22 protein-coding genes are annotated in these 18,390 nt (G+C 62.0%); 16 read left to right on the top strand and 6 right to left on the bottom strand.

What is annotated here, in order from left to right:
* Positions 1-4 precede the first annotated feature (4 nt).
* From H096_RS04840 to pilG, 4 genes are read right to left on the bottom strand one after another with little or no spacing between them, the layout of a single operon-like run.
* Complete coding sequence (locus H096_RS04840) at positions 5-2,074, bottom strand: methyl-accepting chemotaxis protein (protein WP_033897069.1); 2,070 nt, start codon at positions 2,072-2,074, stop codon at positions 5-7.
* A complete protein-coding gene (locus tag H096_RS04835) occupies positions 2,071-2,595 on the bottom strand; it encodes a chemotaxis protein CheW (protein ID WP_033897068.1) in 525 nt (174 codons plus the stop codon). The genes H096_RS04840 and H096_RS04835 overlap by 4 nt, the downstream gene beginning before the upstream one ends.
* Before the next feature lie 12 nt (positions 2,596-2,607).
* Positions 2,608-2,973: a twitching motility response regulator PilH gene (gene pilH, locus H096_RS04830; protein ID WP_016976047.1), complete on the bottom strand. Its 366-nt coding sequence runs from the start codon at positions 2,971-2,973 to the stop codon at positions 2,608-2,610.
* Positions 2,974-3,019: 46 nt separating this feature from the next.
* Positions 3,020-3,427: a twitching motility response regulator PilG gene (gene pilG, locus H096_RS04825; RefSeq protein WP_010564379.1), complete on the bottom strand. Its 408-nt coding sequence runs from the start codon at positions 3,425-3,427 to the stop codon at positions 3,020-3,022.
* A 239-nt stretch (positions 3,428-3,666) separates the two neighbouring features.
* Here pilG and gshB point away from each other — a divergent pair, with 239 nt between their 5' ends.
* From gshB to H096_RS04790, 7 genes are all read left to right on the top strand, one after another.
* Entirely contained in the window at positions 3,667-4,620 is a 954-nt protein-coding gene (gene gshB, locus H096_RS04820; RefSeq protein ID WP_028618297.1) for a glutathione synthase, read from the top strand.
* Positions 4,621-4,697: 77 nt separating this feature from the next.
* Positions 4,698-5,603: an energy transducer TonB gene (locus H096_RS04815; RefSeq protein WP_033897067.1), complete on the top strand. Its 906-nt coding sequence runs from the start codon at positions 4,698-4,700 to the stop codon at positions 5,601-5,603.
* 67 nt (positions 5,604-5,670) lie between these two features.
* On the top strand, positions 5,671-6,240 hold the full coding sequence (locus H096_RS04810; protein ID WP_033897066.1) for a YqgE/AlgH family protein: 570 nt from the start codon (positions 5,671-5,673) through the stop codon (positions 6,238-6,240).
* The gene (ruvX, locus tag H096_RS04805; protein ID WP_003195067.1) at positions 6,240-6,677 is read left to right on the top strand and encodes a Holliday junction resolvase RuvX; all 438 of its coding nucleotides are present in this window, start codon (positions 6,240-6,242) and stop codon (positions 6,675-6,677) included. The genes H096_RS04810 and ruvX overlap by 1 nt, the downstream gene beginning before the upstream one ends.
* A gap of 73 nt (positions 6,678-6,750) precedes the next feature.
* On the top strand, positions 6,751-7,257 hold the full coding sequence (gene pyrR, locus H096_RS04800; RefSeq protein ID WP_033897063.1) for a bifunctional pyr operon transcriptional regulator/uracil phosphoribosyltransferase PyrR: 507 nt from the start codon (positions 6,751-6,753) through the stop codon (positions 7,255-7,257).
* Between the two features lie 24 nt (positions 7,258-7,281).
* Positions 7,282-8,286, top strand: coding sequence for an aspartate carbamoyltransferase catalytic subunit (locus H096_RS04795; RefSeq protein ID WP_016976042.1), 1,005 nt, complete (start codon positions 7,282-7,284; stop codon positions 8,284-8,286).
* A complete protein-coding gene (locus H096_RS04790) occupies positions 8,283-9,554 on the top strand; it encodes a dihydroorotase (RefSeq protein ID WP_033897062.1) in 1,272 nt (423 codons plus the stop codon). Before H096_RS04795 ends, H096_RS04790 begins: the two co-directional genes overlap by 4 nt.
* 45 nt (positions 9,555-9,599) lie before the next feature.
* Here H096_RS04790 and H096_RS04785 read toward each other — a convergent pair whose 3' ends face one another.
* Positions 9,600-10,010, bottom strand: coding sequence for a TM2 domain-containing protein (locus tag H096_RS04785; RefSeq protein WP_167351275.1), 411 nt, complete (start codon positions 10,008-10,010; stop codon positions 9,600-9,602).
* 268 nt (positions 10,011-10,278) lie between these two features.
* On the opposite strand from H096_RS04785, the gene H096_RS04780 reads away from it, so the two are divergent.
* Complete coding sequence (locus tag H096_RS04780; protein WP_033897060.1) at positions 10,279-10,917, top strand: C40 family peptidase; 639 nt, start codon at positions 10,279-10,281, stop codon at positions 10,915-10,917.
* 122 nt (positions 10,918-11,039) lie between these two features.
* Here the strand turns inward: H096_RS04780 and H096_RS04775 are convergent, their stop codons facing one another.
* Positions 11,040-12,074, bottom strand: a complete 1,035-nt coding sequence (locus H096_RS04775; protein ID WP_033897059.1) for a type IV pilus twitching motility protein PilT — start codon at positions 12,072-12,074, stop codon at positions 11,040-11,042.
* Positions 12,075-12,131: 57 nt separating this feature from the next.
* Here H096_RS04775 and H096_RS04770 point away from each other — a divergent pair, with 57 nt between their 5' ends.
* From H096_RS04770 to hemW, 8 genes are all read left to right on the top strand, one after another.
* The gene (locus tag H096_RS04770) at positions 12,132-12,818 is read left to right on the top strand and encodes a YggS family pyridoxal phosphate-dependent enzyme (RefSeq protein ID WP_033897058.1); all 687 of its coding nucleotides are present in this window, start codon (positions 12,132-12,134) and stop codon (positions 12,816-12,818) included.
* Between the two features lie 33 nt (positions 12,819-12,851).
* Positions 12,852-13,670: a pyrroline-5-carboxylate reductase gene (gene proC / locus H096_RS04765; RefSeq protein ID WP_033897056.1), complete on the top strand. Its 819-nt coding sequence runs from the start codon at positions 12,852-12,854 to the stop codon at positions 13,668-13,670.
* A gap of 9 nt (positions 13,671-13,679) precedes the next feature.
* On the top strand, positions 13,680-14,270 hold the full coding sequence (locus tag H096_RS04760) for a YggT family protein (RefSeq protein WP_033897055.1): 591 nt from the start codon (positions 13,680-13,682) through the stop codon (positions 14,268-14,270).
* A 95-nt stretch (positions 14,271-14,365) separates the two neighbouring features.
* On the top strand, positions 14,366-15,505 hold the full coding sequence (locus H096_RS04755; protein ID WP_033897054.1) for a homoserine O-acetyltransferase: 1,140 nt from the start codon (positions 14,366-14,368) through the stop codon (positions 15,503-15,505).
* A gap of 7 nt (positions 15,506-15,512) precedes the next feature.
* Positions 15,513-16,133 carry a methionine biosynthesis protein MetW gene (gene metW, locus H096_RS04750; RefSeq protein WP_010207236.1) on the top strand — a complete coding sequence of 207 codons (621 nt, stop codon included), beginning with the start codon at positions 15,513-15,515 and terminating at the stop codon, positions 16,131-16,133.
* Positions 16,134-16,154: 21 nt separating this feature from the next.
* Positions 16,155-16,589 carry a DUF4426 domain-containing protein gene (locus tag H096_RS04745; RefSeq protein WP_016976033.1) on the top strand — a complete coding sequence of 145 codons (435 nt, stop codon included), beginning with the start codon at positions 16,155-16,157 and terminating at the stop codon, positions 16,587-16,589.
* Entirely contained in the window at positions 16,586-17,182 is a 597-nt protein-coding gene (rdgB, locus tag H096_RS04740) for an RdgB/HAM1 family non-canonical purine NTP pyrophosphatase (protein WP_033897053.1), read from the top strand. Before H096_RS04745 ends, rdgB begins: the two co-directional genes overlap by 4 nt.
* Entirely contained in the window at positions 17,179-18,381 is a 1,203-nt protein-coding gene (gene hemW / locus H096_RS04735; RefSeq protein WP_033897052.1) for a radical SAM family heme chaperone HemW, read from the top strand. The genes rdgB and hemW overlap by 4 nt, the downstream gene beginning before the upstream one ends.
* Positions 18,382-18,390 lie beyond the last annotated feature (9 nt).

The following is an 18,390-nucleotide window of genomic DNA, read 5'->3' as shown; positions in this document are numbered from 1 at the left end:
GAAATCATGAATGGCTGTGGGGCTGTTCATCCACCGGACGCGCCGGCGGCAAGGTGAAGCCCGACACCGACCGCCGCAACTGGCTGGCCATTTTCGCCAGGTTGCCGATGCTTTCGGCGGTGGCCGTGGAGCCCGACGAGGTCTGGGTGGTGATCTGTTGGATCACGTTCATGGTCAGGGAGATCTGCCCGGCCGATGAGGTCTGTTGCTGCGCCGCGTTGGAGATGCTCTGGATCAGCGCCGCCAGGGTCTTGGATACACCTTCGATCTCTTCCAGCGCCACCCCGGCGTCCTGGGCCAGCCGCGCGCCGCGCACCACTTCGGTGGTGGTCTGTTCCATGGAAATGACCGCTTCGTTGGTGTCGGCCTGGATCGCCCGCACCAACGTTTCAATCTGCCGGGTCGCCGCCGATGAGCGCTCGGCCAGGCGCTGCACTTCGTCAGCCACCACCGCAAAACCGCGCCCCGCATCGCCGGCCATGCTTGCCTGAATTGCCGCGTTGAGGGCGAGGATATTGGTCTGGTCGGCAATGTCGTCGATCAGGCTGACGATGTCGCCAATTTCCTGGGACGACTCGCCCAGGCGCTTGATGCGCTTGGCGGTGTCCTGGATCTGCTCGCGGATGTTGTCCATGCCGTGGATGGTGTTGTGCACCACCTCGTTGCCCTTGTTGGCGATTTCCACCGAGCGCTCTGCCACCGCCGAGGACTCGGCAGCGTTGGCCGAGACCTGGTCGATGGACTGGGCCATCTGGTTGATCGCGGTGGACGCCTCGGCGATCTGCTGGGCTTGATGCTCCGAGGCCTGGGCCAAGTGCATGGCGGTGGCCTGGGTGTCCTGCACGGCACCGGCGACTTGCCCGGCGGTAAGGTTGATGGTGGCGACCAGGTCGCGCAACTGGTCGACGGAATAGTTGATGGAGTCAGCGATGGTGCCGGTGAAGTCTTCAGTCACCGAGGCAGCCACCGTGAGGTCACCGTCGGCCAGATCTTCGATTTCATCCAGCAGGCGCATGATCGCGTTCTGGTTGCGCTCGTTCTTCTCGGCGGTTTCGTGCAGCTGGCGGTTGGTCTCGCGCACCATCACCAGGCCGATCAGGATGATCGAGGTCAGGGCGAGCAGGCCCAGGACATAGCCGCCGATGGTGTCGAAACTGCGCCCGCTGGCGAGGTTTTCGAACCCGGTGGCCAGGTGCGAGGCTTCATCGAGCAGGGTTTGCGAGAGGTTGAAGATATTGCTCGCCGAGGCTCGCACCTGGAACAGCTGCGGCGAGGTCTCGAGGATCTCATCCACGGAGCCGGAAACGAACTCGAACAGCTCGGCGATTTCCGCCAACCGCGCGCGGGCGTCGCGGTCCTCGACCTGGGTGATACGCAAACCGGGGTTGCCCTGGAGCATGCCGTTAAGCACTTGGCCGAAACGGTTGGCGTCACGACCAAAGGCGTCGGCGGCCTGCACGGCGGTTTCGTCGCCGGCCAGCACGGTGTTCACCGCGCCAAGGATACGTTCGGCCAGCAGTGATTGGCGTTGGGCCAACGCCACCTGGCTGGCCGGAGCGCCGCGTTGCAGGAGGATATCGACGACCTTTTCCGATTCCATCTGCAGTTGCGGCACAGTTTCGGCCAGGGTCGCGGCCACCTGATGCAACGACAGCACGGTCTGCTCGCTGGCGAGGATTGCGTCGGTGTTTTTCAGCAGTGCTTCCCAGTCGGTCTGCACCGCGCGCATTTCGGCACGCACTGCGCTGGGCGCGGCGGGCAGGCCGGTTTGCGGGTCACCTTTTTTCAGGAAGCCCCAGCGCTGGGCGAAGTCGTTACGCGCATCGCCCAGCAGCTTGAACGCCGCAGCCTTACCTGCAGCGGCTTCGGTGGCGTTCTTGGCGATACGCTGGGACAGCACGCGCAACTCACCGGCATGGCCGATGTACTGTTTGTCGTAGGTGGATTGGGTGTTGAGGTACGCAAAGTTGGCGAACAGCAACATGATGAACACGATCAGTGCGATGAACAGCACGATGATCTGCGAGCGGCTGCGCGAGCCGGCCTGGGGTTTGAGTGCGGTAGCGGTGGTCATGCGGCAACATCCATGAAGCCAGGGGCTTGGGCCAGAGCGAAGGGGCTGAACACCTGCCACGACGGGTCGCCGTCGAACCGGCCTTGAATAAACGCTGCGTCGGGCGCGGTGTTCGCCCGCCAGGCGTCTTGTGCGAAATGCTGCATCCCCACCACCTCGTCGACCAGCAGCCCGACAAACACGTCGTTGAACTCCACCACCAGCACCCGCCGTTGCTTGCGCGCCTTGGACAGCTCAAGGCCGAGGAACCCACCCAAATCCATCACCGGCAACAGACGCCCACGCAGGTTGGCCACGCCCTTGACCCAGGCCTTGACCCCGGGCATCAAAGTGCAACGCGGTTCGTGCAGGACTTCGGCGACTTCGCCCATGGGCGCCACATACCAGTGCTGGCCCAAGCGAAAGCCGATTCCGCTCCAGCGTTGCAGGCGGGTTTCCTGGGACGGCAGGTCAGCGGCCAGCAGGCGGCAGCGGCGGTCGATGTCCAGCAGCAGCTCGAAGGCGGTTTGCGACTCGGTCATGATGGCGAACCGTCAGCCGGCCAGCACCTTGTTCAGGGTGGCGATCAGGGTTTCTTCATCCACCGGCTTGGTCAGGTAATCCTTGGCGCCCTGGCGCGCGCCCCAGATCTTGTCGGTTTCCTGGTCCTTGGTGGTGATGATGATGATCGGGATGCCGTTGGTTTCCGGCTCCTTGGACAGCTGGCGGGTGGCCTGGAAGCCGTTGAGGCCCGGCATCACGATGTCCATCAGCACGGCGTCGGGCAATTCCTGGCGGGCCAGGGCCACGCCGTCCGCGCCGTTTTCGGCCTTGAGGACCTGGTGACCATGCTTTTCCAGCATGCCGGTCAGTTTGTACATTTCGGTCGGCGAATCGTCGACGATCAGAACACGTGCCATGGTTTTCCCCACTACATAGGTGGACGCCGGCCCTTGTGAGGCGGCGTCAGTGTGCTTGTTCTACTGCGGCGAACCCCGGCACGTAGGCCTTGATCGCGCCCAGCAGTTCTTCCTTGCTGAAAGGCTTGGTCAAAAACTGATCGACCCCCACGATGCGCCCCTTGGCCTTGTCGAACAGGCCGTCCTTGGACGACAACATGATCACCGGGATCGACTTGAACGCCGGGTTGTTCTTCACCAGCGCGCAGGTCTGATATCCATCCAGGCGCGGCATCATGATGTCGACAAAAATAATATGCGGGTGATGATCAACAATCCGGGCCAGGGCATCGAAACCGTCGATGGCCGTGATGACATCGCACCCCACGTTCTTCAACAAGGTCTCAGCGGTGCGGCGGATCGTCTTCGAATCATCGATCACCATCACTCTCAAGGCGTTGGAATGCTGTTCCATATCTGCTCTGCCATCGCCACAGCGAATCGGTTTTCGGTGTGTACTGCCTGATGTTGCACAGGATGAGCGCCGCGGGCCTTGGAATTCAAGGGCTGCTGCGCCGTGGCAGTCTTTTTAGCACAGTCTCCGGGCGCAATCTATCGAGCAACCGGCCAGGTGGTTTTTCCTTGACCCACAACAGCCGCAGCGCCACTCTGACGCCACTTTTATGCGCCCTTATTTGCTAGAGGAAATCCCCCATGAGCGTTCGCGTCGGCATTGTCATGGACCCTATCGCCAGCATTTCCTATAAAAAGGACAGCTCGCTGGCTATGCTCTTGGCCGCCCAGGCCCGCGGCTGGACCCTGTTCTATATGGAGCAGCGCGATCTTTACCAGGGCGACGGCGAGGCCCGTGCACGCATGCGCCCGCTGCAGGTGTTTGCCAACCCGGAAAAGTGGTTCGAACTGCAAGATGAAATCGACAGCCCGCTGAGCGATCTGGACGTGATCCTGATGCGCAAGGACCCGCCGTTCGACATGGAGTTCGTCTACTCCACTTACCTGCTGGAGCAGGCCGAGCGCGCCGGCGTGCTGATCGTCAACAAGCCGCAAAGCCTGCGCGACTGCAATGAAAAGCTGTTCGCCACCCTGTTCCCACAGTGCACGCCGCCGACCGTGGTCAGCCGCCGCGCCGATGTGCTGCGTGAATTCGCCGCCAAGCACGGTGATGTGATCCTCAAGCCGCTGGACGGCATGGGCGGCACCTCGATCTTCCGTCACCGCGCAGGCGACCCGAACCTGTCGGTGATCCTGGAAACCCTGACTGCCCTGGGCACCCAGCAGATCATGGGCCAGGCCTACCTGCCGGCCATCAAGGACGGTGACAAGCGGATCCTGATGATCGACGGCGAACCAGTGGATTACTGCCTGGCGCGCATCCCGGCGGCGGGCGAGACCCGTGGCAACCTGGCGGCCGGTGGTCGGGGTGAAGCACGCCCGCTGTCGGACAAGGACCGTTGGATTGCAGCCCAGGTCGGCCCGACGCTGCGTGAAAAGGGCTTGCTGTTTGTCGGCCTGGACGTGATCGGCGAGAACCTGACTGAAATCAACGTCACCAGCCCGACCTGCATCCGCGAGATCGATAATGCATTTGGCACCAACATCGGCGAAATGTTGATGGCCGCCATTGAGCGCAAGCTGCAGGCCAAGTGATATAGAACAGCCGGACACGCACCAACATTGCGCTATCATGCCCCACCTGTGAAACGCGCGATGTTGGTTTTTTTGTCATGACACTCCCGTCCGAGCTGCCCCCCGAACTCTCCCACAGCGGCGTGCGCCCGGCTGATCGGCTCGGATTTACCCTGTTCCTGGCCGCGTTGATTCACCTGGCCCTGATCCTCGGCGTGGGGTTCACCCTGGTCGAGCCCAAGCAGATCAGCAAAACCCTGGAAATCACCCTCGCCACGTTCAAAAGCGAGAAAAAGCCGGAAAAAGCCGACTTTCTCGCCCAGGACAACCAACTAGGCAGCGGCACCCTCGACAAGAAAGCCGTACCCAAGACCACCGAAGTGGCGCCGTTCCAGGACAACAAGGTGAATAAAGTCACCCCGCCGCCGGTGCCCAAGCCGGAGGTCAAGCAGGCCGCGCCCAAGGCGACGGTGACCACCGTCGCACCCAAGCCGCAAAAAGCCCCGACCCAGCGCGAAAAGACCAAGAGCGAACCCACGCCCGAGCCCGTAAAGCCGGCGCCGACTTTCGACAGCTCGACCCTGTCCGACGAAATCTCCAGCCTCGAAGCCGAACTGGCCAACGAACAGCAGCTGTACGCCAAGCGCCCGCGCATCTACCGGCTCAACGCCGCCTCGACCATGCGCGACAAAGGTGCCTGGTACAAAGACGAGTGGCGCAAGAAGGTCGAGCGCATCGGCAACCTCAACTACCCGGAAGAAGCTCGGCGCCAGCAGATTTACGGCAATTTGCGTCTATTGGTTTCAATCAACCGCGACGGCACGTTATATGAAGTGCAGGTACTGGAGTCGTCCGGCCAGCCGTTGCTGGACCAGGCCGCCCAGCGCATCGTGCGCCTGGCCGCGCCTTTCGCGCCGTTCAGCGGTGATTTGAACGACGTCGATCGCCTGGAAATCATCCGCACCTGGAAGTTCGCCAAGGGCGATCGGTTGTCGAGCAATTGATGACAATTGCCCCCTGTGGCACATCACCAGCTTGTCAGTTCGCCCCTCCACCGCCACACTATCGAACATGAAAAACGTCAGCCCGACCTACCTCAAGCATCAATTCCTGATCGCCATGCCCCATATGGCCGACCCGAACTTTGCGCAGACCTTGACTTACATCGTCGAGCACACGGCCAATGGTGCGATGGGGCTGGTGGTCAACCGCCCGCAGGAGCTGAACCTGGCGGATATCCTTGAACAGCTGCGCCCGGAAGTCGACCCGCCTGCCCGTTGCCAGGGCGTGCCGATCTACATCGGCGGGCCGGTACAGACCGATCGCGGGTTTGTGCTGCACCCGACGGGGCCGAAGTTCCAGGCCACCGTCGATCTGGACGGTGTGTCACTGTCCACCTCCCAGGACGTGTTGTTCGCCATCGCGGACGGCGTGGGCCCTGAGCAGAGTGTGATCACCCTCGGTTACGCAGGCTGGGAAGCCGGCCAATTGGAGGCTGAACTCGCCAGCAACGCTTGGCTGACGTGCCCCTTCGATGCCGACATCCTGTTCAACACGCCCAGCGAACTGCGCCTGGAAGCGGCTGCCGCCAAGCTGCGGGTTAACCTCAGCCTGTTGACCAGCCAGGCGGGGCACGCCTGATGGCTTTGCGACTGATCCTGGGTTTTGACTACGGCACCAAACAGATCGGCGTCGCCGTCGGCCAGGTCATCACCGGCCAGGCCCGCGAGCTGTGCACCTTGAAAGCCCAGAACGGCGTGCCGGACTGGAACCAGGTCGAAGCCCTCATTAAAGAGTGGAAGCCCGATGCGGTCGTGGTCGGTCTGCCGTTGAACATGGACGGCACCCCCAGCGACATGTGCCTGCGCGCCGAAAAATTCGCCCGCCGCCTCAATGGCCGCTACAACCTGCCCTTTTATACCCACGATGAACGTCTCACCACCTTTGAAGCCAAGGGTGAGCGCCGTGACCGTGGCGGGCAGAAGGGCAGCTACCGCGACAACCCCGTGGACGCCATCGCCGCCGCCCTGTTGTTGCAGGGATGGTTGGATGAAAACACTGCTTTATTTGAATCCTGACTGACGCGGCTTGCCGCGTCTTTTTACGTTTGAGCCCGGACCTTGCCTGCGCCAAGGTCCTGAAGGAGCCTGCATGAGCCTGCCGAACCCCGCCGAACTGATCAGCCAGATGGCCACAAGCCTCACGGCCCATCTGCAACACCGCAACATCAGCGAGCCGCGCTTCATCGGCATTCGCACCGGTGGTGTGTGGGTGGCCCAGGCATTGCTGGAAGCACTGGGCAGCGACTCGCCCCTCGGCACCCTCGACGTGTCCTTCTATCGTGACGACTTCAGCCAGAACGGCCTGCACCCGCAAGTGCGCCCGTCGGCCCTGCCGTTCGAGATCGAAGGCCAACACCTGGTGCTGATCGACGACGTGCTGATGAGTGGCCGCACCATCCGCGCCGCCATGAACGAGCTGTTCGACTACGGCCGCCCGGCCAGCGTGACCCTGGTGTGCCTACTCGACCTGGATGCCGGCGAACTGCCGATCAGCCCGGATGTGGTCGGCGCCACACTGTCGCTTTCAGCCCACCAGCGGGTAAAATTGTCCGGTCCCACGCCGCTCGAACTCGAACTGCAAGACCTCGCCCTTTAAACCGCCTTGTAAAGAGTCCCCGCGATGACGCCTCTCGATGCCAAGCGCCCGCTGCAGCTCAATGCTCAGGGCCAGTTGCAACACTTCTTGTCCCTCGACGGTTTGCCCCGCGAACTGCTCACCGAAATCCTCGACACCGCCGACTCGTTCCTCGAAGTCGGTGGCCGCGCGGTGAAGAAGGTCCCGCTGCTGCGCGGCAAGACCATCTGCAATGTGTTCTTCGAGAACTCCACGCGCACCCGTACCACCTTTGAACTGGCGGCCCAGCGGCTGTCGGCCGACGTTATCACGCTGAACGTGTCCACCTCGTCGGCAAGCAAGGGAGAGACCCTGCTCGACACCCTGCGCAACCTGGAAGCCATGGCCGCCGACATGTTCGTGGTGCGCCACGGCGACTCCGGCGCCGCGCACTTCATCGCCGAACACGTGTGCCCGCAGGTGGCGATCATCAACGGCGGCGACGGCCGCCACGCCCACCCGACCCAAGGCATGCTCGACATGCTCACCATCCGTCGGCACAAGGGCAGCTTTGAAAACCTCTCGGTGGCCATTGTCGGCGACATCCTGCACTCGCGGGTTGCACGCTCCAACATGCTGGCCCTGAAAGCCCTGGGTTGCCCGGATATCCGTGTGATCGCCCCGAAAACCCTGCTGCCGATCGGCATCGAGCAGTACGGCGTGAAGGTCTACACCGACATGGCAGCAGGCCTCAAGGACGTGGATGTAGTGATCATGTTGCGCCTGCAACGCGAGCGCATGGCCGGTGGCCTGCTGCCGAGCGAAGGCGAGTTCTACCGCCTGTTCGGCCTGACCACTGCGCGCCTGGCCGGCGCCAAGCCGGATGCCATCGTCATGCACCCGGGCCCGATCAACCGTGGGGTAGAGATTGAGTCGGCGGTGGCCGACGGCCCTCAGTCGGTGATCCTCAACCAGGTCACCTACGGCATCGCCGTCCGCATGGCCGTGCTGTCCATGGCCATGAGCGGGCAAACCGCGCAACGTCAATTCGAGCAGGAGAACGCCCAGTGAAGCTCAGCATTCTTGGCGCTCGCGTTATCGATCCGGCCAGTGGCCTGGATCAAGTCACCGATTTGCATCTGGAAGCCGGCAAGCTTATCGCCATCGGCGCTGCTCCGGCGGGTTTCAGCGCGACTGAAACCCTCGACGCCAAAGGCTTGGTGGCCGCGCCGGGCCTGGTCGACCTGAACGTCGCCCTGCGCGAGCCAGGCTACAGCCGCAAAGGCAACATCATCAGCGAAACCCGCGCCGCCGCTGCCGGTGGCGTGACCAGCCTGTGCTGCCCGCCGCACACCAAGCCGATCCTCGACACGTCGGCCGTGACCGAACTGATCCTCGACCGCGCCCGTGAAGCCGGCAATTGCAAGGTGTTCCCGATCGGCGCCTTGAGCAAAGGCCTGGAGGGCGAACAACTCGCCGAACTGATCGCCCTGCGCGACGCCGGTTGCGTAGCTTTCGGCAATGGCCTGGAAAGTTTTCGCAGCACCCGCACGCTGTTACGCGCCCTGGAATACGCAGCCACCTTCGACCTGACGGTGATTTTCCATTCTCAGGACCGCGACCTGGCCGAAGGCGGCCTGGCCCATGAAGGCGCCGTGGCCAGCTTCCTCGGCCTGCCGGGCATTCCGGAAACCGCCGAGACCGTGGCCCTGGCCCGTGACCTGCTGCTGGTGGAACAAAGCGGCGTGCGCGCGCACTTCAGCCAGTTGACCAGCGCTCGCGGCGTCGCCCTGATCGCCCAGGCCCAGGCCCGTGGTTTGCCGGTAACGGCGGATGTGGCGCTGTATCAGCTGATTCTGACGGATGAAGCGCTGATCGACTTCTCCAGCCTGTACCACGTGCAGCCGCCGCTGCGCACCCTGGCCGACCGCGAAGGTTTGCGCGCGGCCGTCAAGTCCGGCGTGGTCTCGGCAATTTCCAGCCATCACCAGCCCCATGAGCGGGATGCCAAGCTGGCGCCGTTTGGCGCGACAGAGCCGGGCATCAGCAGTGTCGAACTGTTGCTGCCGTTGGCGATGACGTTGGTGGAAGATGGATTGCTGGACTTGCCGACACTGCTGGCACGCCTGAGCGCCGGCCCGGCCGAGGCATTGCGCCTGCCGGCGGGTAAGTTGGCGGTGGGATCGGCGGCAGATCTGGTGCTGTTTGATCCGGCCAGCTCCACGGTTGCCGGGGAGCAGTGGTTGTCGAAAGGCGAAAACTGCCCGTTTATTGGGCATAGCCTGCCGGCGACGGTGCGTTACACCCTGGTTGACGGACGCATCAGCTACCAGGCTTGACGCTACCAACCGGTAGGAGCGAGCAAGCTCGCTCCTACCGGTTATTTACCGCCCGGAATTGCGTTCGGCATTGCGGATCGAAATCTGCGTATTCAACGTCCAGAAGTCATACAGCACCCCCACCAGGAACAAGCCGCCGGTCAGCAGGTAGATCAAGCCGGTGATCCATTTGCCCTGGTACATGCGGTGCACGCCGAATACCCCCAGAAACGCCAACAGGATCCAGGCCACGTTGTATTCGATGGGCCCGGCGGTAAAACGCAGGTCCGCTTCACGGTCCATGGCCGGAATCAGGAAAAAGTCGATCAACCAGCCAATACCCAACAGACCGAGGGTGAAAAACCAGATCGTGCCGGTGACGGGTTTGCCGTAATAGAAGCGATGCGCCCCGGTAAAACCGAAAATCCACAGCAGGTAACCGATCACCTTACTGTGGGTGTCTTGCTGCGGGCCAATCTGCTGATAGGTGTTCATCGCGTACCTCTTTTGCCTCGATAGATAAATTTTTTCATTTTCTTTGTGACTTTTTTACAGGCGCCCGACGTACGGCAAATGGTATCTTCCCTGCCCTGAAAGCCTTATGCCACCTGACTTGTGTAGGACAATTGCGGCGAATCGTCGCGTTTTTCCTGATTTTGACGTCAAGGTTCAGTCGACAAACGGCCTGAGAACGGCACAAAAAGCTGTTATAAAGTTGCGCGCAAACCCATAAGAGCCACGCCTAATGCGACCATTTTTCAAGACATGGCTAACCATTTGCCTATTAATGCCACTGGCCGCCCACGCCACCAATCGTGAGCAACGACTTCCTAACGTTAACGGTTTCACCCCTAAAGTCCACAGCACGCCAAGCACCGCCAAGTCGGTAAAGCTGACCGTCAACCGCCCGACTCAACTGAGCAAGGCCCATAACGGCAAAGCAGTCCCAGGCTTGGTTGGCGTCAACACCAAGCAGAGCAGCACCGTCCTCAGCCGCGCCGTGAACGTGCTCGGTACTCCTTATCGTTGGGGCGGCAGCAGCCCAAGTAAAGGGTTCGACTGCAGTGGCTTGGTGAAATATGCGTTCAACGACGTAGCCGCCGTGGATTTGCCGCGCACGTCCAACGCCATGGCCGCTGGCCACGGGCAGAAGGTTGATCGCAAGGACCTGAAACCCGGCGACCTGCTGTTCTTCAAACTGAAGAGCCGCCAGGTGAACCATGTTGCCATCTACCTGGGCAACGACCGCTTCATCCACGCACCGCGTCGTGGCAAGTCGGTGAGTATCGACACCCTGAAGAAGCCGTTCTGGGACAAGAATTACGTGATTGCCAAGCGGGTGCTTCCGAAAGAGCAGAACAATCTGCGGGTAGTACAACGCTGATTCCTGGCTAAACGCCTTACAAAATGTGGGAGCGGGCTTGCTCGCGAAGGCGGTGGTTCAGTCGATATGTAAGTTGACTGACACACCGCTTTCGCGAGCAAGCCCGCTCCCACATTGGTTCCTCATAAATCTGCTGGCACCCTCGCCTTCTCCCTCGCATCCTCCCGGCTGATCACCCCCGCCCCAACCAGCGCCTTCAAACTCATATCCAGCGTCTTCATCCCCAACGCCCCACCGGTCTGAATCGCTGAAACCATCTGCGCCACCTTGTCCTCCCGGATCAAATTCCGAATGGCCGGCGTGCCCAGCATGATTTCATGAGCCGCCACGCGTCCGCCGCCGACTTTCTTCACCAGCACCTGAGACACCACCGCCTGCAACGACTCCGACAGCATCGAGCGGACCATGGCCTTTTCCCCGGCCGGGAACACGTCCACCAGCCGGTCTACGGTCTTTGCCGCTGAACTGGTGTGCAGGGTGCCAAACACCAGGTGCCCGGTCTCAGCCGCCGTCAGCGCGAGGCGGATGGTTTCCAGGTCGCGCAGTTCGCCCACCAGGATCACGTCCGGGTCTTCGCGCAGTGCCGAGCGCAAGGCAATGGAAAAACCATGGGTGTCGCGATGCACCTGACGCTGGTTGATCAACGCCATTTTCGGCGTGTGGATAAATTCGATGGGGTCTTCAAGGGTGAGGATGTGCTGACGCCGATGCTGATTGAGAAAATCGATCATCGCCGCCAGAGTCGTAGACTTGCCCGAGCCGGTCGGGCCGGTGACCAGCACCAGACCATGTGGCAATTGGGCGATACGCTGGAACACTTCGCCAAGACCGAGGCTTTCCAGGCTTTGGACCTCAGAAGGGATGGTGCGAAACACCGCACTCATGCCGCGATCCTGCCGGAATACATTGGCCCGGAACCGCGCCACGCCGGGCAGTTCGAAGGCAAAGTCTGTTTCAAGAGATGTTTCGAAATCCTTTTGTTGGTGCTGAGTGAGCAAAGGGCTCAATAAGTCCGCTACTTGCGTAGGTGAAAGCACCGGCCCCTCCAGCGGCCAGACCTCGCCATCCAGCCGCAGCATCGGCGCCAGGCCGGCAGACACATGCAGGTCGGAGGCACCACGGCGCACGCTGGCCGTGAGTAATTCAGTGATATCCATAGGGCTTTCCATTTCCAGTAGAATGCCGCGGACTCCATATCCACGGGCGCATCTTGAATGTCGACGATAGCAGACAACATCGGCCAGGTTAGCCAGCGCATCCGCGCCGCTGCCGACGCCGTGCAACGTGACGCAAGCAGCATCCACCTGCTGGCCGTGAGCAAGACCAAACCCGCGCAAGCCGTACGCGAAGCCTATGCCGCCGGCATGCGCGACTTTGGCGAGAACTACTTGCAGGAAGCCCTGGGCAAACAGGCCGAATTAACCGACCTGCCCTTGAGTTGGCACTTCATCGGCCCCATTCAATCGAACAAGACGCGCGCTATCGCCGAGAACTTCGCTTGGGTGCATTCCGTGGACCGCCTCAAAATCGCTCAACGCTTGTCCGAACAACGCCCGGCCGACCTGCCACCGCTGAATATCTGCATCCAGGTCAATGTCAGTGGCGAAGCTAGCAAGTCCGGCTGTACACCCGCCGACCTGCCGGCCCTGGCCCATGCGATCAACGCCCTGCCGCGCCTGAAACTGCGTGGCCTGATGGCGATTCCGGAGCCGACTGAAGATCGGACCGCGCAAGACGCAGCGTTCGCCGCGGTACGCGACCTGCAAAACAGCCTGAACCTGCCGCTGGACACACTTTCCATGGGCATGAGCCACGACCTAGAGTCGGCCATTGCCCAAGGCGCCACCTGGGTGCGGATCGGTACCGCCCTGTTTGGTGCCCGCGACTACGGCCAGCCATGAAATGGCTGACTTCCCTCTGAGTAAGGACCTGTCATGAGCAACACGCGTATTGCCTTTATCGGCGCCGGTAACATGGCGGCCAGCCTGATCGGTGGCCTGCGGGCCAAGGGCCTGGACGCCACGCAGATCCGCGCCAGCGACCCAGGCGCCGACACCCGTGCCCGCGTCAGCGCCGAGCACGGCATTGAAACCTTTGCCGACAACGCCGAGGCCATCCAGGGCGTCGATGTCATCGTGCTGGCCGTTAAGCCGCAGGCCATGAAAGCCGTGTGCGAAAGCCTGCGTCCGAGCCTGCAGCCGCAGCAACTGGTGGTGTCCATCGCTGCCGGCATCACCTGCGCCAGCATGAACACCTGGCTCGGTGCCCAGCCGATCGTGCGCTGCATGCCCAATACGCCAGCACTGGTCAGCCAAGGTGTGAGCGGGCTGTATGCCACCGCGCAAGTGAGCGCCGAACAACGTGACCAGGCGCAGGAGCTGCTGTCCGCCGTGGGCCTCGCCCTGTGGCTGGAGCAGGAGCAGCAACTGGACGCGGTCACCGCCGTATCCGGCAGCGGCCCGGCGTATTTCTTCCTGCTGATCGAGGCCATGACTGCCGCTGGCGTGAAACTGGGCCTGTCCAAGGACGTGGCCGAGCAACTGGCCGAGCAGACTGCCCTGGGTGCCGCGCATATGGCGGTGGCCAGCGATGTGGACGCCGCCGAGTTGCGCCGTCGCGTGACCTCGCCAGGCGGCACCACACAGGCGGCCATCGAGTCGTTCCAGGCCGGGGGCTTTGAAGCCCTGGTGGAAAAAGCATTGGGTGCCGCTGCGCACCGCTCGGCGGAACTCGCCGAACAACTGGGCAAATAAGGAGCCAACATGATTGGTTTGAACACCGCAGCCGTCTATGTGCTGCAAACCCTCGGCAGTCTGTACCTGCTGATCGTCCTGATGCGCTTCGTGCTGCAGCTGGTGCGTGCGAACTTCTACAACCCGCTCTGCCAGTTCATCGTCAAGGCCACCCAGCCGCTGCTCAAGCCGTTGCGTCGGATCATTCCGAGCCTGTTTGGCCTGGACATGTCGTCGCTGGTGCTGGCAATCCTGGTACAGCTGGCCTTGATGGCGCTGACCCTGCTGCTGACCTATGGCACCACCGGCAACTTCGTGCAACTGCTGGTCTGGGCCATCATCGGCGTGACCGCGCTGTTCCTGAAGATCTTCTTCTTCGCCCTGATCATCAGCGTGATCCTGTCCTGGGTCGCCCCCGGCAGCCACAACCCTGGCGCCGAACTGGTGAACCAGATCTGCGAGCCGGCCCTGGCGCCGTTCCGCCGCCTGCTGCCGAACCTGGGCGGCCTTGATATTTCGCCGATCCTGGCGTTCATGGTGCTCAAGTTGCTCGACATGCTGGTGATCAACAACCTGGCAGCCATGACCGGCATGCCAGAGATTCTGCGCCTGCTGATCTGATGTTCCCTGGCGAGGGAGGCCGCTCCCTCGCCATTGCTTGCCGCTAGGTGCAGCGGTCTTTAGACTTACGCCTCATTTAAACGAGAGCAGGGTCGATGCCAGCTGCCTTTCCCCCCGATTCTGTTGGACTGGTCGTGCCCCAAGTGGCGCACTTCAGCGAACCGCTGGCCCTGGCCTGCGGGCGTTCGCTGCCTGCCTATGACCTGATCTATGAAACCTACGGCCAGCTGAACGCCACGGCGAGCAACGCCGTGCTGATCTGCCACGCCTTGTCCGGCCATCATCACGCCGCCGGTTTCCACTCGGTCGACGAGCGCAAGCCCGGCTGGTGGGACAGTTGCATCGGCCCCGGCAAGCCCATCGACACCGACAAATTCTTTGTGGTCAGCCTGAACAACCTCGGCGGCTGCAACGGTTCCACCGGCCCTAGCAGTATCAACCCGGAAACCGGCAAGCCGTTCGGCGCCGATTTCCCGGTACTGACCGTGGAAGACTGGGTGCACAGCCAGGCCCGCCTCGCCGACTTGCTCGGCATCCACCAATGGGCCGCCGTGATCGGTGGCAGCCTGGGTGGCATGCAGGCGCTGCAATGGACCATCACTTACCCGGACCGCGTTCGCCATTGCCTGGCCATCGCCTCGGCGCCCAAGTTGTCGGCGCAGAACATCGCCTTCAACGAAGTGGCGCGCCAGGCCATCCTGACTGACCCAGAGTTCCACGGCGGATCGTTCCAGGAAGCCGGGGTGATCCCCAAGCGCGGCCTGATGCTGGCGCGGATGGTGGGGCATATCACCTACCTGTCCGATGACTCCATGGGCGAGAAATTCGGCCGTGGCCTCAAGAGTGAGAAGCTCAACTACGACTTCCACAGCGTCGAGTTCCAGGTGGAAAGCTACCTGCGTTATCAGGGTGAGGAGTTCTCCGGGCGTTTCGACGCCAACACCTACCTGCTGATGACCAAGGCATTGGACTATTTCGACCCGGCCGCCAACCACGACGACGACCTGGCGAAAACCTTCGAAGGCGCCACGGCCAAGTTTTGCGTGATGTCGTTCACCACCGACTGGCGCTTCTCGCCGGCCCGCTCCCGTGAGCTGGTGGATGCGCTGATGGCCGCGCGCAAAGACGTCTGCTACCTGGAAATCGATGCGCCGCAAGGCCACGACGCCTTCCTGATTCCGATCCCGCGTTACTTGCAGGCGTTCGGCAATTACATGAACCGGATTACTGTGTGAGAACGCCATGAGAGCCGACCTGGAAATCATCCAAGAATGGATCCCCGCCGGCAGCCGTGTGCTCGACCTGGGCTGCGGCGATGGCGAACTGCTGAGCTGGCTGCGCGACAACAAGCAAGTCACCGGCTACGGCCTGGAAAACGACCCGGACAACATCGCCCAGTGCGTGGCCAAGGGCATCAACGTGATCGAGCAGGACCTGGACAAGGGCCTGGGCAACTTTGCCAGCAACAGCTTCGACATCGTGGTGATGACCCAGGCCCTGCAAGCCGTGCACTACCCGGACCGCATCCTCGACGAAATGCTGCGCGTCGGTCGCCAGTGCATCATCACCTTCCCGAATTTCGGCCACTGGCGCTGCCGCTGGTACCTGGCCACCAAGGGCCGCATGCCGGTGTCGGACTTCCTGCCGTACACCTGGTACAACACGCCGAACATCCACTTCTGCACCTTCGAAGACTTCGAAGCGCTGTGTGGCGAGCGTGAAGCCAAGGTGATCAACCGCCTTGCCGTCGATCAACAGCACCGCCACGGCTGGGCGAGTAAACTATGGCCCAACCTGTTGGGCGAAATTGGTATTTACCGGGTCAGCAGTCCTGGCCTGACCGACCACAAGATTGCCGTCTAATCATCTTCAAGAGGGACGCTCATGAGTCGTTTGGCTATTTTTCTATTGACCGCCTGCCTGGGCGCCAGCGCCGTGGCCGCAGACGCAATAGACGCTAACCGCAAGAAAGACTTCGGTGACATCACCGTGCACTACAACACCTTCACCTCCAGCTTCCTGCAACCGGAAACGGCCCAGGCCGTCGGTGTGGTGCGCAGCAAGGAGAAGGGCCTGATCAACGTGACCGTGATCAAGGGCGTGACCCCGGTGGCCGCGCAAGTCACCGGCACCATCAAGGACTTGGGCGGCAAGAGCGAGATCCTGACCTTCAAGCAGATCAACGAGAAAGGCGGCGTCAACTATCTCGCGCCCTACTCCGTGACCCAGCGGGAATACAAGACGTTTACCATCAACGTTGAAACCGGTGGCAAAGCCCATAGCTTCCAATTCAACCAAGAACTGTTCCCGGCCGAATGATGAAACTCACCCAACTCGTACTGGCCAGCCATAACGCCGGCAAACTCAAAGAACTGCAGGCGATGCTCGGCGACTCCGTGCACCTGCGCTCCATTGGCGAGTTCAGCCAGGTGGAGCCGGAAGAGACCGGTTTGTCGTTCGTCGAGAACGCCATCCTCAAGGCACGCAACGCCGCACGCATCTCCGGCCTGCCGGCGCTGGCGGACGACTCGGGCCTGGCGGTGGACTTCCTCGGCGGTGCCCCTGGCATCTATTCGGCACGTTATGCCGACGGCAAGGGCGACGCGGCCAACAACGCCAAGCTGCTGGACGCGCTCAAGGACGTGCCGGATGAAGAGCGCGGCGCGCAGTTCGTCTGCGTGCTGGCCCTGGTACGCCACGCCGATGACCCGCTGCCGATCCTGTGCGAAGGCCTGTGGCACGGCCGCATCCTGCATGCCGCCAGTGGCGAACACGGTTTTGGCTATGACCCGCTGTTCTGGGTGCCCGAACGCAATGTTTCCAGTGCCGAATTGAGCCCGATCGACAAGAACCAGATCAGCCACCGCGCTCGCGCAATGGATTTGCTGCGCCAACGCCTGAGCCTGAAATGACCCAGAACACCTCTGCGCAGCCGCTGATCCACGGCGGTGCGCAAACACCTCGGGCGGCCTTGCCGGTACTGCCGCCCCTGGCGCTGTATATCCACATCCCGTGGTGCGTGCGCAAATGCCCCTATTGCGACTTCAACTCCCACACCGCCAGCAAGGTGCTGCCGGAAGAGGAGTATGTGGACGCCTTGCTGGCAGATCTCGACCAGGATCTGCACGCTGTGTACGGTCGCGAGCTGAGTTCGATCTTCTTTGGCGGCGGTACGCCAAGCCTGTTCAGCGCCACCGCATTGGGCCGCCTGCTCAAGGGCGTGGAAGCGCGCATCCCGTTTGCCAGTGATATCGAGATCACCCTGGAAGCCAACCCCGGCACCTTCGAGCAAGAGAAGTTCGTCGCCTATCGCAAGCTGGGGATCAACCGCCTGTCCATCGGCATCCAGAGTTTCCAGCAGGAAAAACTTGAGGCATTGGGGCGTATCCACAACGGCGATGAAGCCGTGCGCGCGGCGGGTATGGCGCGCCAGGCCGGGTTTGATAACTTCAACCTGGACCTGATGCACGGTTTGCCCGATCAGTCCCTGGACGACGCCCTGAGCGACTTGCGCCAGGCCATCGCGTTGAAGCCAACGCACTTGTCCTGGTACCAGCTGACCCTGGAACCCAACACCGTATTCTGGAACCAGCCGCCCACGCTGCCGGAAGACGACACGCTGTGGGATATCCAGGAAGCCGGCCAGGCGCTGCTTGCCGAACACGGTTACGCGCAATACGAAGTGTCGGCCTATGCCCAACCGGGTCGCCCGGCGCGGCATAACCTGAACTACTGGAGCTTCGGCGACTTCATCGGCATCGGCGCCGGTGCCCACGGCAAGCTCAGCCACCCCGACGGGCGCATCGTGCGCACCTGGAAGACCCGAGCACCGAAGGACTACCTCAACCCGGCCAAAAGCTTTCAGGCCGGCGCGAAGGAACTGACCAATGAAGAACTGCCATTCGAGTTCCTGATGAACGCGTTGCGCCTCACCGAGGGCGTCGAGGCCAGGCTCTACGCCGAGCGTACCGGCCTCGATCTCGCGAGCCTCGATGAAGGCCGCCGCGAGGCCGAACAAAGTGGCTTAATGCAGGTCGAACCGTCACGCCTGGCGGCGACCGACCGTGGGCAACTCTTTCTCAATGACCTGTTGCAGACGTTTTTGAGCTGATCGCTCTTA

The organism is Pseudomonas sp. FH1 (assembly GCF_000510895.2).
GTDB classification, from domain to species: Bacteria; Pseudomonadota; Gammaproteobacteria; order Pseudomonadales; family Pseudomonadaceae; genus Aquipseudomonas; species Aquipseudomonas azotoformans_A.
This window is presented reverse-complemented; position numbering and strand designations above follow the sequence as displayed.

Bases quoted from the DNA above. Each gene is read 5' to 3' on its own strand.
- H096_RS04760 (WP_033897055.1), top strand. From the start codon at position 13,680: ATGATTGGTTTGAACACCGCAGCCGTCTATGTGCTGCAAACCCTCGGC.
- pilH (WP_016976047.1), bottom strand. From the start codon at position 2,973: ATGGCACGTGTTCTGATCGTCGACGATTCGCCGACCGAAATGTACAAA.
- H096_RS04795 (WP_016976042.1), top strand. From the start codon at position 7,282: ATGACGCCTCTCGATGCCAAGCGCCCGCTGCAGCTCAATGCTCAGGGC.
- H096_RS04745 (WP_016976033.1), top strand. From the start codon at position 16,155: ATGAGTCGTTTGGCTATTTTTCTATTGACCGCCTGCCTGGGCGCCAGC.
- H096_RS04755 (WP_033897054.1), top strand. From the start codon at position 14,366: ATGCCAGCTGCCTTTCCCCCCGATTCTGTTGGACTGGTCGTGCCCCAA.
- pyrR (WP_033897063.1), top strand. From the start codon at position 6,751: ATGAGCCTGCCGAACCCCGCCGAACTGATCAGCCAGATGGCCACAAGC.
- H096_RS04815 (WP_033897067.1), top strand. From the start codon at position 4,698: ATGACACTCCCGTCCGAGCTGCCCCCCGAACTCTCCCACAGCGGCGTG.
- pilG (WP_010564379.1), bottom strand. From the start codon at position 3,427: ATGGAACAGCATTCCAACGCCTTGAGAGTGATGGTGATCGATGATTCG.
- H096_RS04780 (WP_033897060.1), top strand. From the start codon at position 10,279: ATGCGACCATTTTTCAAGACATGGCTAACCATTTGCCTATTAATGCCA.
- H096_RS04775 (WP_033897059.1), bottom strand. From the start codon at position 12,074: ATGGATATCACTGAATTACTCACGGCCAGCGTGCGCCGTGGTGCCTCC.
- H096_RS04840 (WP_033897069.1), bottom strand. From the start codon at position 2,074: ATGACCACCGCTACCGCACTCAAACCCCAGGCCGGCTCGCGCAGCCGC.
- hemW (WP_033897052.1), top strand. From the start codon at position 17,179: ATGACCCAGAACACCTCTGCGCAGCCGCTGATCCACGGCGGTGCGCAA.
- rdgB (WP_033897053.1), top strand. From the start codon at position 16,586: ATGATGAAACTCACCCAACTCGTACTGGCCAGCCATAACGCCGGCAAA.
- H096_RS04835 (WP_033897068.1), bottom strand. From the start codon at position 2,595: ATGACCGAGTCGCAAACCGCCTTCGAGCTGCTGCTGGACATCGACCGC.
- H096_RS04770 (WP_033897058.1), top strand. From the start codon at position 12,132: ATGTCGACGATAGCAGACAACATCGGCCAGGTTAGCCAGCGCATCCGC.
- ruvX (WP_003195067.1), top strand. From the start codon at position 6,240: ATGGCTTTGCGACTGATCCTGGGTTTTGACTACGGCACCAAACAGATC.
- metW (WP_010207236.1), top strand. From the start codon at position 15,513: ATGAGAGCCGACCTGGAAATCATCCAAGAATGGATCCCCGCCGGCAGC.
- H096_RS04810 (WP_033897066.1), top strand. From the start codon at position 5,671: ATGAAAAACGTCAGCCCGACCTACCTCAAGCATCAATTCCTGATCGCC.
- gshB (WP_028618297.1), top strand. From the start codon at position 3,667: ATGAGCGTTCGCGTCGGCATTGTCATGGACCCTATCGCCAGCATTTCC.
- proC (WP_033897056.1), top strand. From the start codon at position 12,852: ATGAGCAACACGCGTATTGCCTTTATCGGCGCCGGTAACATGGCGGCC.